Raw genomic sequence first — 12,686 nt, 5'->3', positions numbered from 1 at the left:
TGACTAAATTATTGGTGAGTTGGGCTGAATAAGAAAAAAATCCAACAAATCCCATTGGTAGCGTTGGGTTTCGTGCCTTAGAAATTACAATTTTCATCTGCACTAATACCAACAAATATTATATATTGGTATTATACAGGAGAAAATTGTATGCAAAAAAATACAAGTGTTACCTTGGGTGAGCATTTTGAAGCGTTTATCGCCAATCAAGTTGAAAGCGGTCGTTTTGCCAGCGCCAGTGAAGCGATTCGAGCGGGACTGCGCCTTTTAGAAGAGCGAGAAATAAAACTTGCCGCTTTGCAACGAGCATTGACAGATGGGGAAAATAGCGGATTTGCTGACTATTCTCTCTCAGGATTGCTTGCAGAACTTGATCGTGAATAGCGCATGTCAGCATTTCGCCTCACTGAATTAGCCACTCAAGACTTGCTATCAATCGGTCGCTACACCCAAAAAACATGGGGAACTGAGCAGAGAAACCGTTATCTTGCTATCTTGGACGATTGCTTTCATCTCTTGGCACGAGAGCCACACAGGGGACGTACTTGTGATGATATTCGCTCAGGATATCGCAAGTACCACATCGGACGACATTTGATCTTTTATCAGGAAACCAATGAAACTATCGATATTATTCGTATTTTGCATGATCGTATGGATGTGGAGTCTTATTTCAACGAAGACTAACCCAAAGACAACCTATTCCTTAACATGAACTGCAAACGCGAAAAAATAACAGCAAGGAGCAAGAACATGCAAAGCATACTTTTAAGCCGCGAAGAAGTTGGACGACGTGCGAAAGAATTATATGAAAATAGCATTCGTCAACAAGTAGAACGAGAAGAAAACATCGGTAAAATGGTGATCATTGATATAGAAACAGGTGAATACGCAATTGATAAAATAGGCTTAGAATCGGCACGATATTTACGTAATAAGCACCCATTTGCTCGACTTTTTGGTATTCGCATTGGTTATAAAGTCGCTGTTTCCTTCAGTGGTGACATGGAGCGCGATTATCGGTGATTTCTGGTATTGTCAAGAACGGACGCGCAACAGTTAATATCATATTTCGACTTACAAATAAACCAGATTTTAGTATTGAATTTGTTATAAATACAGGTTTTACAGAGTTTCTTTCTCTGCCTCCAGCAGCAGTTACTCTACTGGGTTTCCCTTTCGTGTATGAAATGTATGCAAATTTAGCTGACAATAGTAATGTAATTTTGCCAGTACATCAAGGTAACATTATTTGGAATGGAGAAGAACGGGAAGTGAATGTACTTGCTACAGGACGGCTACCTCTATTAGGAACTGCTTTACTTGATGAACATGAACTTGTCATACAGTTTATCGATGGTGGTTTAGTAACAATTGATGATTTTTAGTATTCTGGCATTTTGAGCGATCGCACCATATAAACGCCCTTTTAAAAAAGTAACCAAACTCCCATTGCAGAATCTGGGGTAAAATATCGCCTTACAGTCTTTGAGATGATTATCCCGATTTTAGATATGCGTTTATTCCGAGAAAAAGAATGGTTATTTAGCCTACTGGTAATATCTCTAGTTCTATGGCTGATATTTTTAGGAAACTCCCCTTTACGAGACTGGGATGAAGGTACTGTGGCACAGGTTGCCCGTGAAATTTGGCGTGCCCCACTTGGTTCAATGCATTGGCTTTTCCCCACCTTGGGAGGTGAACCTTATCATAATAAGCCACCACTCATGCACTTACTAATTGCTTGGACTTACTCGATCGGAGGCGTAAATGATTGGACAACACGTCTACCGGGTGCAGTTTTAACTGCTTTGGGTGTGCCTTTGCTTTACTTAGTGGGATGTTTGCTTTTTAACGAAAGTTTACAGCTTTATTTGCCGCTTTAGTTTACTGACGATGTCTGCCTGTAGTGCGTCATGGAAGGCTAGCAATGCTAGATGGCGCAACTATTACCTTTTTTTTGCTGTTGTTGTTTTGTTTGTTAAAAAGCACGTCAAAATCGACGTTATGCTCTTGGTGTGGGATTTTGTCTAGGGTTAATAACTCTAACTAAAGGGATGATGGTTTTGCCGCTAGGAGCGATCGCTTGTTTATTCCTCATTGCAGATCGGCAGTTTGCTTTGTTAAAAAGCCCTTATTTATTAGTGGGAATATTTTTAGGAAATGCGCCAGCGATCGCTTGGTTTGCTGCTCAATGGCAACGTTATGGCGAAAATTTCTTACAAGTGAATTTTCAAGCACAAACTTTTGCTCGTCTGACACAATCTGTTGAAGGTCATAGTGGCCCTCCCTGGTACTATTTAATTGAGATAATTAAGTATAGTTTTCCTTGGCTATTATTTTTACCGGGAAGTTTTTATCTAGCTTGGAAAAAACGTCATACTACCTGGAGCCGCCTAATTATTATTGGCACAATCGTTTACTTAGGAACTATCTCTCTAATGAGAACTAAGCTCCCGTGGTATGTTATGCCTATATATCCATTTTTAGCTTTGGCAATTGGTACTAAACTTAGCGAGATTTGGCAGGATGGTCATTTTAAGGGACGAAGTTTGACAATATTTCTAGCTATTATTTCTATTGCTGGTTTAGGAGGATGTGTTTACTTTTTTATTCAACAAAAACCTATTTTAATAGTTATGAGTATTGTTTTGGCAATAAGTATGGGTATCGCAGCATGGCTAGTTAAACAGCGCGATCGCAACTTTATTCCAGTTTTATTTTCTGGTATGTACTTAGTTTTAGCACTATTGATGAGTTCGCAATCATGGATTTGGGAATTAAATGAAGCTTTTCCAGTTAAACCAGTAGCGGAATTAATTCGAGCAAATGTTTCACCAGGAACCCAAATTTATACTTCTTTTGCTTATGATCGTCCTAGCTTAAATTTTTATAGCGATTGCAAGGTAACTGCTACAACTATGCCAGTTTTACAACAAATGTTATTTAATAAATCTTATTTACTGTTAGACGATGGGGCTTTACAGCAAATAAATTTAACTGGAAGCAAAATCATTGGAACAGCTAAAGGATTTACACTGATTTCACCATAAGTTGAACATCTGGATATTTTAGAAAGTAAAAGGCAAAGAGAAATAAAACAGGAGTCAGAATATAGAATTCAGAATCCAGAATACTCTACCCATAAAAAGATAGAGTTTTAAGGTGAGAATATTTTAATTTTTTTCGCTTGACTTCGGGCGTTAGCGCAGTGGGGCGAAGCCTCAGTTAAAACCTCTATTCGTCACCCACTCGTACAGAATTCATACTGAATTCTGACTCCTGAGTTCTGAATTCTTCTTATAAAATTTCTCTACTATGAGCCTTCGTTTCGTTACTTGAACAATAGATTGACTAGATTGAGCGAGATAAATACCTACTAAAACGACGGCAAAAGTCGCCCAGTCAAACAAACTTACTTGTTCTGAAAAAATGAACCAAGCGAAAATGGAAGCCAAGACTGGATTGAGGAGAAGGGTAACAGCGACGACGCCTGACGAGAGTCTGCTGAGGCTATAAGTTAGAAGTCCCTGACCCAACACTTGGCAGAAGAGTGCTTGAAAAATGATGAAAAACCACCCCATCCAAGAATAGGGAAACAATCTCTCTTCGATGAATGGGAGGATAGGCAACAGAAACATTGTAGTCACACCACAACGCCAGAGCATTATGGTTGCGGTAGTAAATCGGGTTTGGAGTTGTTCTATCAGCAGTAAATAGGTGGCAATAAAAACTGCGGTTAGAAATGCTAGTGCATCACCAAGTATTTGGTCAGTTGCAAATTGTATATTATGAAGTTCAAAGGCGATCGCTCCCCCCAAGGCTATGACCAAACCGATAATGAATCTGTTATCGAAGCGCCGACCTAATAACAGATACCAAGCCGCAGCAACAAATAAGGGGTTCAAATTAGACAGTAAAGCCACGTTAGCAACACTAGTTTGACTCAGCGACCAAGCCCACAACAACAGGGAGGTCGTTGCAGCACTTCCCATTGCCAATAAAAGCCACACGTCCTGTTTTGTAAAAGGCTTCTGTTCTATAGGTTGACGATCGGATTGTTGTCGGCGCAAAGCCTCAAGTCCATTCCACAGCGCAAAGACGACTGCGGCAATCCAACTCCGATGAAATCCTACAGCATTTGCACTAATTTCTTGTTCGCATAATTTTGCTAGAGATGGTGCTAAAGATATGGGAATTAGGGCAACAAATAATGAGACAGCTCCTAGAAAAGCTGGTGTTTCAAAAAATTGTTGCTTTAGTAATAACAGTTTGTTCGTCATACTTTTAACGAAAGTGTTAACTGTAGTTTTGACTGATTCCGGAAATGGAAAATTAACAGCAGCTTGGCTAGATATAGCTAAGTATAAACCCATTAAAACTACAGCAAAACCTACCCAATTTGAGCAAGTTAATTTTTCTGAAAATATTACAAGAGCGAAAATGCCGCTAAATACTGGCTCTAAAAGATGTACTAAGGAGACAACTACAGAGGAAAACTTGGCAAGGCTATAGGTCAAAAGCCCATGACCTAAAACTTGGCAGATTACGGCTAGGGAAATTACCCAAAGCCACCCACTGACTGTAGAGGGGAAAACCTGATCTTGAGTGAACAAAAGTATGGGGAAGATAACTAAAGCCGCGATCGCACAGATCCACAACTGGATTGTGCCCGGAGAAAATTTGGTTCGTAATTTTTCTACGATCAGCAGGTATGCACTCAAAAAAACCGCAGAAACGATCGCGGCCAAGCCTCCCTGAACTTCGTCTATGGCGATTTGCAGTTCCTCAAATTCAATAGCGATCGCTCCCCCAAGGGCGATGATCATCCCAATCAGGAATTGACGCTCAAAACCCTGACGAAATAACAGCCACACCCCGAAGCTAGTAAATATGGGGGCGAGATTATGCAGCACACTAGAAATCGCAACGCTAGTTTGAGTTAGCGACCAAGCTAACAAGACTAAAGTGGCAGCCCAAAGAATCCCAGCAGCTATCAATAGCAAAAGATCCTGACTGCTATAGCGCTGATGTTCTACAGGTTTTTCTACAGAAAATCGCTGCCGTATTGCCTTGTATCCATGCCAAAGCAAGAAGACCACACTAGCAAGCCAAAAGCGATTAAATACAGTGGCACTGGGGCTGAGTTTAGTTTCGCTCAATTTCATAAAAATAGAGCCAAAAGATATAGCACCTACACCTAGAAATAATGAAGCGATCGCTATCTTCGTTTGATTAAATACACTCATGAGGAGATTTAAATTCAACTTATATATTCAAACCCTCTAACCAACCCAACGCTCTTGGGCAAATCCTACAGCTATTTTGGCTAGTAGTGTCACAAAAATTCCCAATATTAAATATCCCTGACGAGGATGACGAGATAGCAGCACACCAATCGCTATATTCAAAGGTACAATCCCGTAGGCGAGACGACTCAAGGAGATAGTGCCTCCAGAAGCTAACAGCAAACCAATACCACAAAAGCCATAAATAACTGTAACTGGGGTCAGTTTCGTGTGTAAGCGCCACAACACATAGCCACCACCCAAGACCATAAACAAGTTGAGCAAGCTATTGATCCACTGTTCACTTGCTAAGAGCAACAAAAATAAGACTAAAGCGTAAAAGCCATAGAATAATTTTCCCGAACTAAAACGCCATAAAAGATAGCCACTCGCAACAATCACCACCAACAACAAGAGATACCACGGGTCTTGAATACCGCCAGATGGGTTTTCAACCCAACCATATTGCCAATTTTTTGTACCAACTACAATTTGCATGATCATGTTTAACCAACCCTGCCAATCAAATCCCAGAGTTGGTCGCCATCCCCGTTGTGCTTCGATAAAAGCTAAAGGCCCGCCAAAATAAATCGCACAATACAAGCTGAATAGAAGTATGCCAATAGCAGTAGTCAATCCAGCTATATAGGCAACGGGTGGTCGGCGTTCTTTCCACGCGGCGATCGCAAATGCTGGAATTAGTGCCATACCCGTAGGACGTGTTGCTGTCGCCATCGCGCCCCAAAGGGCAGTCCAGCCATACTGATTTTGATCAAATGCCCGCAAAGCCGATGTACTCAAAAACAAATACAGCCCCTCTGTGTAAATCACCCCTGTAAACATGGACGATGGATACAAAGAAACCACAGCAGTGACCCACTGTGCTGCATTGCTGCCATAATGATCCTTAACCCAAAAGTATAAGCAGTAAAGTGCGGCAAAAAATGCCAAGTTGTTGATTAACGTCCCAGCTAATTCAAACGGTAAGCCCAACTTCATCAAAACCCAGATGCTTAAGGGAAACAGGGGAAAGAAAGCCAGATTATGTTGCTTACCGTCATTGACAAATTCATAACCAGAAGTAGCGATCGCTCGGTAATGCATACTATCCCATGCATCAACAACCCCCCAACCAAAACTGGGCAAAAACTCTTCTGCTGGTAACGTTAACTTGGGCGCAACCAGCAACATGGCAGTCCAAATGAATATTCGGCTGGCAAGCCATATTGCTGCTGGAAATAGGAAATCATTTTTCCATAAGACTTTTTTTATTACTATTTGAACTTTGACCATAGGGTTAAGTGCTTCAACAAACTCCTTTAAACATTCTTATTACATATAGCTGCAACATTGCAATTTATGAGTAATATTTTGCATCAGGACTTACGCAAAATTATAAAAAAACGAACCGCATACTCCTAGGTCGAAGCAAGCTACGCACAGAGTCTCGTTAGAGAAGGACGCAAAGGAGAGGCAGCGCGGTCTTGGGGGTTTCCCCCATGAGCGACTGCCGTCACAAAGTAATAAGAGTTTGAGAGGTTTTTGCGTAAGTCCTATGCATATTAAATCCTCCACCAACATAATTAACAAACTGGACAGATTACAAATTAATTAAAAGTATTCCCTGTTTGGTTCTTTTTACCAATTTTTCGGAATTTATCTTTTAAAATATAGTATTTATAAATACAATTTTTGTCTAGTTAGATGAAAATTGAGCAACTTTAGTACTTTATGGCTAGCTGTCTATCGAGTTGAAATTAACGGATAGGGGCTAGTACCGCAAGGCGGAAGTCAAAAGTCATAAGTAAAAATTCAAAACGAATACAGCATAAGCGTTTTGTTAATTTGGAATGGGTTGTTTATTTCCGCCGCGCTGTATTATGGCAGTGAGGAAGACACAGGTAAATTTTCCTTCTTTGCGTCTCTCCTCGCCGTCGCCAGGTATCGATTATAGTGATTCCTGTTATTAATGAGTCCCCAGCAATTTATAGTGGGAGTTGTCTGTAAATCCTTAAACAATTGTGAAAGCGATTACTCTTGTTGGTTCCACTGGTTCTATTGGTACTCAGACTTTAGATATTGTCACTCAGTACCCAGATCAGTTTCGGATTGTGGGATTGGCAGCTGGGAACAATGTAGAGATGTTGGCTGCTCAAATTCGGCAATTTCGGCCGCAAATAGCAGCAATTTGCTCAGAAGATAAATTACCAGCGCTCAAAGAAGCTCTCATTGACCTCGATCCCCAACCGATTCTACTGGCAGGTGAGGCTGGAGTGATAGAAGTCGCTCGCTACGGCGATGCTCAAACTGTTGTCACTGGTATTGTTGGCTGTGCTGGTTTGCTACCCACGATCGCAGCGATTGAAGCTGGTAAAGATATTGCCTTGGCGAACAAAGAAACCCTGATTGCAGGGGCCCCTGTGGTTCTACCCTTAATCGAAAAACATGGTGTAAAATTACTCCCAGCCGATTCCGAACATTCCGCAATATTTCAATGTCTCCAAGGTGTGCCAAAGGGAGGCGTGCGGAAAATTTTACTCACTGCATCTGGTGGGGCTTTCCGAGACTGGGATGTAGAAAAGTTAGCAAATGTAACTGTTGCTGATGCTCTCAAACATCCTAATTGGTCGATGGGACGTAAAATCACAGTAGACTCTGCTACTTTGATGAATAAAGGACTGGAAGTAATCGAGGCTCACTTCCTGTTTGGGTTGGATTATGACAATATCGAAATTGTCATTCATCCCCAGAGCATTATTCACTCGCTGATTGAACTGCAAGATACTTCAGTTTTAGCTCAACTTGGTTGGCCGGATATGCGCTTACCCTTGCTGTATGCTCTATCTTGGCCAGAGCGCATCTACACCAACTGGGAACGACTAGATTTAGTCAAAGCTGGAAATTTAACCTTCCGTGAACCAGATCACCAGAAGTATCCTTGTATGCAGTTGGCTTATGCTGTGGGTAAAGCTGGTGGTTCGATGCCAGCCGTGTTAAATGCCGCCAATGAGCAAGCTGTAGCTTTATTTTTAGATGAAAAAATTCGCTTTTTAGATATTCCTCGGTGTATCGAATGGGTGTGTGATCGCCATCAAAATGATCACCGTGCAAATCCCTCTTTAGATGACATTTTGGCAGCAGATAAATGGGCAAGACAAGAAGTTTTAACAGCGACTGAAAAGTTAGAAACTCACTCGCGGATAATCTCTGTGCGATAAAAACCTTTAATTTCAGATACCCAAAAGGCAGATTTTCTGGCTCTTGACCAATTCTTGTTTAGCCTTCAGCCTAATGCTGAAGGCTAACGGTCAAATATCACACTTCATCTCGGCGTTGCTGAATTGAAGTATGAATCTGGATGTAGAGACGTAGCTTTTCTTCGTCTCTACAAGGATTTTGGTATTATGCAAAATCATTTTCATATATGGAATCAGCAAGGCCTTCATCTCATCAACAATAAATGCGATCGTCCTCCCAGAAACTCCAATAAATTCGTAGTCGTAAGGCTTGTCGTTAGACATCGCAATTCCCCAAAATCACAAATGCGATCGCACTTTCTGTTAAAACCCAAGAAATGCGATCGCACTTTCCCTACATCACAAAGGCGATAACTTCTCTTCTCTGCGAGAGGCTACGCCAACGAGACGCACTCGCGTTCGTTAAGCTGCGCTAACGCACTTCCCCAACTACAATAAATGTGTAGCCCCCACTTAACTTACGCAACTTGCAACGGTTTTTTAGGAAGCATTCTCGGTTCTGGTAGTGGTTTGTTTTCTTCTTTCAACATTTCCACAAAAGTCTCAATTACTTCCTGACCATTTTTTGCTGCTTCTTCATAAGTCCTACCATGCGTATGAAATTGTTGCCAGGAGAACTCAGGTAAGTGTACTAAAAAAAGTCTATCTTCCTCCGACCATTGAATTACCATGCTGTAGTGATAGTTCATTCTTCTGGCTCCTGTTTTGCTTCGTTTTCTGTGTTTTCCATTTCTTGCAGTTTTTTCAGCACCCGTTGGATGTTTTTTTCTAAATATAACGGAGCATCATCGCTGTCTTTACCTGGTATGGTCAAGGGTTCTTCGGGTAACAACGGATGCTTCCAATATGTATGACTTCCTTTACCTCTTCCTGGTTGAAGAATATAGCCAACTTTTGACACCATTGCTTTCAACTCTCTTACTTTTTTCGGCATTACTCCTCACCGCCTACTTCTCATTTATTTTCTCTGCTTAAAAGCCAAAAATCCCAGATTAATTGTTAGTATTTTAGATGCTATATCCTTGCATGAGTGATTGTGGCGGTAAGCAAAACTCTGTTTTAGGCGATAACTTCGTTAAGCTGCGCTAACGTACTCTCTCGCGTAAACCCAACAAAAGCGATAACTTCGTTAAGCTGCGCTAACGCACTTTCCAAAAAAATAAAAAGCGATCGCCCTCTTTCCCGTCAACCCAAATGCTATCGCACTTTCCCATCAACAATAAATGCGAACGCTCACTACTAACCCTTCACTTCTTCCTTATATTCTTATTTTTAAAGACACAAAGTATTGTACCCTAATTTTTTACTTGGCAAACCTTCAAGCTTTCTCGTGTTTCTGGATGGCTGATTAATCTTGCAGCCAATTGCAACCCCGTGCAAGCAAATCATCTAACCCACCAACTTGCCATGCATTTATGCTACCGTCACTAAATACTGTGAATACACGCTTACCATCAGAGCTAAAAGCGGCGCGGCTGACTTTTTTATTATACTCTTTATTGTTAATCAACGGTTGTATATACTCTTCGTTGGAAGCGATAAAAATCCTCAACTCAGTGATGTCACAAAGTTTTTTGACTCCTTCGAGTTGATACAGTAATTATCTTACTAGTTGCTGAATATATTTTTTTAGTAACTATTAGGACTCCTGTCTGATTTATGAACAAGATTTCAAATGAAACCCTGATACAACAGTCTTTTAAGTCTCAGGATGTTTTCAAAAATCAAATCGGAGTCCTAATCTAACTCTTGTTTTTTGTGATTATTGATACAAAAAATTCAAAAAAGTCTTTCCAGAAATTCTGCCAAATTGCCAAATAAGTTGCCTTTTACCCGAATAATTGGATCATTTTCAGCTAATATGGCATTGGTACAGTTAGACAAAAATCTTAGCTTTAGTATCTATTCCAAATTAGGTCTAATAGCTTTAGCAATAGTAGTTTTGACTTTAGATAAAAATTTACCCTTTCTAAATAAAGACCTTCTCAAACAAGGGCAATTATTAAGGAATTAATATATATGATTATTACGTTGATTATAGCTTGGATAATCTTCATAATATTATGGAAATTGTTGAAAGCAACCGTGAGTACTGCATTAACTCTTGCGGCAATCCTTGTTTTATTAAATATTAGTTTTGGCATTACTCCCCAAGATATTTGGCATTACGTAACGCAGTTTGCTCAAAATCTGTCGCAGATCCAAACTGGAAAGTAAAAATCTATACTTCACTTTTGCTAATGAAAGGTGAAGTATAAAATATGAAATGAGAACCTTTCTTGGTCAATTGTTATTTAATGCTGAAATCTTGGCTAAGGCATCCTTAAAACTCGGCGGCAACTGACGCATAATCTTGCCTCTTTCGCGATCTAAAGCTACTAAAGTCACTTTGGCCGTGACGTATAATTCTTGTCCATCAGTTGAGACAATGGCATAATCCCAATTGATGCGGACACCTGTCACCTCAGCCATGCGCGTTTTTACCACCACTGCCATGCCCAATTGAACTGAACGGTGATACCGCACCGACAGTTCTACAACTGGTAAATCGCAACCTATGGCGACTAAATCAGCAAATTCAATTCCTATAGATCGCAAGCATTCAATCCGCGCTTCTTCCATCCAAGCTAAATAAGAACCGTGCCAGACAATACCGCCATAGTCAGTGTGGTGGGGTTGCACTCTTACAGGATATTCAAACCAATTCCCTAATTCATGACTTGATGGATTGTCAAGAGCGCTGGTTGGTGGCAATTTTGGTTGGCTGGGTTTTTCTTCTGACATCTTCAATTTTCTCAGTACCTATAAATTTTCCAAATTATTGAATAGCATAAAAATTAATTGCATTGCCGGACTTCTTGATTTAATATTTACACTTCCGAGTATAGGGAGTGTTTTGTTATGCAGCCTAATCTCCAGTATGTTAGTGTTGTTACTTTAACTCTACTTAGTTTACTAAGTTTTGGGATGGCGTACCCAGACAATAACCAAGTAAGCACAAATGCAAGGTTAAGGTACGGTGGAGACAAAGCTCAAGCTTTACCTAATAATAATCAAATATCAGAAATTGCAAGGCTCAATGAAGAAGCTATCAAAGAATCTTGGCAAGGTCAACCAAAAGAAGCATTGCAGAAATTAGAGAAAGCGTTAGCCATTAGCAGAGACTTTGGAGAACGATATTGGGAAGCGGTAACATTCAACAACATCGGTAGAATCTACCAAAGTCAAAAAAAGTATTCTCAAGCACTTCAATCCTATCAACAAGCTTTATTAATTAACAAAGAACTAGGCGATCTGGTTCAACTTGGCAAAACATACAGTAACATAGGTTACTTATTCGATATCCAAAACCAGCCAGAGTTAGCAATTTTTTTCTACAAGCATTGCTTGATTAATCGTGAGAAAGCTCGCTTGAATCCATCAGCACTTAGTGCGCCACAACCAGATGCTTACAACATAACTGTTAGCCAGACATATCGCATTTTGGGTGAACGATTGCTCAAACAGGAACGTGTTTCTGAGGCACAAAGGACAATGGATTTACTCAAAGTTGAAGAACTAGAGGAATATCTTCAGAATGTGTCAGGTAATCAACGTACTGTCAAAGGTATTAATATAGCGGCAACAGAAAAACCAATTAAACAAAAGTTGGATCAAAGTGTAGATAGTGCTGTTGTACTGGGTAAAGAACTAACAAAACTACGGAAAATTTCCCCCAAAGAGCGATCGCTCGAACAAAAACAGCGCATCGAGCAATTAGTCTTAAATCAACAGCAACTTTTGGATAAATTTAACGAATTTATCAATAGTTCTTCGGTGAAAGCACAGGTAGAACAAATTAGCCGAACAGCTAGGCGGCAAAATTTAGATTTGGAAAGTCTCAACGAACTTCGAGATAATTTGGCGCGATTACCTCAAAAATCGGCATTGCTCTACCCACTGATTTTAAAAGATAGCTTGGAATTGGTATTAGTAACTCCTGAATCCCCGCCAATTCATCGCACCGTTGCTGTCAAACGCGAAAACCTTTATCAAACAATTGGCGCTTTCCGCCAAGCTTTAATCAATCCTAGTCGAAATATCAAAGCACCTGCACACCAATTGTATGACTGGTTAATTAAGCCGATAGAAAAAGACGTGA

Annotated in this window: 13 protein-coding genes and 2 pseudogenes; 9 read left to right on the top strand and 6 right to left on the bottom strand. The window is 40.3% G+C overall.

Going from position 1 to position 12,686, the window contains the following annotated elements:
* Nucleotides 1–150 precede the first annotated feature (150 nt).
* The 5 genes and pseudogenes from ANSO36C_RS21150 (at nucleotide 151) to ANSO36C_RS21130 (ending at nucleotide 3,053) form a co-directional block, all read left to right on the top strand.
* Nucleotides 151–384, top strand: coding sequence for a type II toxin-antitoxin system ParD family antitoxin (locus ANSO36C_RS21150; RefSeq protein WP_251956104.1), 234 nt, complete (start codon nucleotides 151–153; stop codon nucleotides 382–384).
* A 3-nt stretch (nucleotides 385–387) separates the two neighbouring features.
* Nucleotides 388–687 (top strand): type II toxin-antitoxin system RelE/ParE family toxin, encoded by a 300-nt coding sequence (locus ANSO36C_RS21145; protein ID WP_251956103.1) that lies wholly within the window; start codon nucleotides 388–390, stop codon nucleotides 685–687.
* Nucleotides 688–753: 66 nt separating this feature from the next.
* Nucleotides 754–1,026 (top strand): hypothetical protein, encoded by a 273-nt coding sequence (locus tag ANSO36C_RS21140; RefSeq protein ID WP_251956102.1) that lies wholly within the window; start codon nucleotides 754–756, stop codon nucleotides 1,024–1,026.
* A complete protein-coding gene (locus ANSO36C_RS21135; protein WP_251956101.1) occupies nucleotides 1,023–1,388 on the top strand; it encodes a clan AA aspartic protease in 366 nt (121 codons plus the stop codon). Before ANSO36C_RS21140 ends, ANSO36C_RS21135 begins: the two co-directional genes overlap by 4 nt.
* Before the next feature lie 126 nt (nucleotides 1,389–1,514).
* Nucleotides 1,515–3,053 (top strand): annotated as a pseudogene (locus ANSO36C_RS21130) (ArnT family glycosyltransferase).
* A 210-nt stretch (nucleotides 3,054–3,263) separates the two neighbouring features.
* Here ANSO36C_RS21130 and ANSO36C_RS21125 read toward each other — a convergent pair.
* Nucleotides 3,264–5,249, bottom strand: a complete 1,986-nt coding sequence (locus tag ANSO36C_RS21125; RefSeq protein WP_251956100.1) for a DMT family transporter — start codon at nucleotides 5,247–5,249, stop codon at nucleotides 3,264–3,266.
* Between the two features lie 36 nt (nucleotides 5,250–5,285).
* Nucleotides 5,286–6,581 carry a mannosyltransferase family protein gene (locus ANSO36C_RS21120; RefSeq protein WP_251956099.1) on the bottom strand — a complete coding sequence of 432 codons (1,296 nt, stop codon included), beginning with the start codon at nucleotides 6,579–6,581 and terminating at the stop codon, nucleotides 5,286–5,288.
* 728 nt (nucleotides 6,582–7,309) lie between these two features.
* Here ANSO36C_RS21120 and dxr point away from each other — a divergent pair.
* Together dxr and ANSO36C_RS21110 are read left to right on the top strand one after the other, a co-directional pair.
* Nucleotides 7,310–8,506, top strand: a complete 1,197-nt coding sequence (gene dxr / locus ANSO36C_RS21115; protein WP_251956098.1) for a 1-deoxy-D-xylulose-5-phosphate reductoisomerase — start codon at nucleotides 7,310–7,312, stop codon at nucleotides 8,504–8,506.
* Nucleotides 8,507–8,692: 186 nt separating this feature from the next.
* Nucleotides 8,693–8,899 carry a hypothetical protein gene (locus tag ANSO36C_RS21110; RefSeq protein ID WP_251956097.1) on the top strand — a complete coding sequence of 69 codons (207 nt, stop codon included), beginning with the start codon at nucleotides 8,693–8,695 and terminating at the stop codon, nucleotides 8,897–8,899.
* 104 nt (nucleotides 8,900–9,003) lie between these two features.
* Here ANSO36C_RS21110 and ANSO36C_RS21105 read toward each other — a convergent pair whose 3' ends face one another.
* The 3 genes from ANSO36C_RS21105 to ANSO36C_RS21095 form a co-directional block, all read right to left on the bottom strand.
* A complete protein-coding gene (locus ANSO36C_RS21105) occupies nucleotides 9,004–9,234 on the bottom strand; it encodes a type II toxin-antitoxin system HicB family antitoxin (RefSeq protein WP_251956096.1) in 231 nt (76 codons plus the stop codon).
* Nucleotides 9,231–9,479: a type II toxin-antitoxin system HicA family toxin gene (locus tag ANSO36C_RS21100; protein WP_251956095.1), complete on the bottom strand. Its 249-nt coding sequence runs from the start codon at nucleotides 9,477–9,479 to the stop codon at nucleotides 9,231–9,233. The genes ANSO36C_RS21105 and ANSO36C_RS21100 overlap by 4 nt, the downstream gene beginning before the upstream one ends.
* Nucleotides 9,480–9,893: 414 nt before the next feature.
* Nucleotides 9,894–10,097: a hypothetical protein gene (locus ANSO36C_RS21095; protein WP_251956094.1), complete on the bottom strand. Its 204-nt coding sequence runs from the start codon at nucleotides 10,095–10,097 to the stop codon at nucleotides 9,894–9,896.
* Between the two features lie 467 nt (nucleotides 10,098–10,564).
* Between ANSO36C_RS21095 and ANSO36C_RS21090 the strand changes: the two genes are divergently transcribed.
* Nucleotides 10,565–10,762, top strand: coding sequence for a hypothetical protein (locus ANSO36C_RS21090; RefSeq protein ID WP_251956093.1), 198 nt, complete (start codon nucleotides 10,565–10,567; stop codon nucleotides 10,760–10,762).
* Between the two features lie 66 nt (nucleotides 10,763–10,828).
* Here ANSO36C_RS21090 and ANSO36C_RS21085 read toward each other — a convergent pair whose 3' ends face one another.
* Entirely contained in the window at nucleotides 10,829–11,329 is a 501-nt protein-coding gene (locus tag ANSO36C_RS21085) for an acyl-CoA thioesterase (protein WP_251956092.1), read from the bottom strand.
* Nucleotides 11,330–11,446: 117 nt separating this feature from the next.
* Here ANSO36C_RS21085 and ANSO36C_RS21080 point away from each other — a divergent pair.
* Nucleotides 11,447–12,685 (top strand): annotated as a pseudogene (locus tag ANSO36C_RS21080) (tetratricopeptide repeat protein); the annotation flags it as partial.
* Nucleotide 12,686 lies beyond the last annotated feature (1 nt).

Origin of the sequence: Nostoc cf. commune SO-36 (assembly GCF_023734775.1) — a bacterium.
GTDB lineage: Bacteria > Cyanobacteriota > Cyanobacteriia > Cyanobacteriales > Nostocaceae > Nostoc > Nostoc commune_A.
Note: the sequence above shows the minus strand (reverse complement) of the source record. Positions and strands in the feature narration are given on the sequence as shown.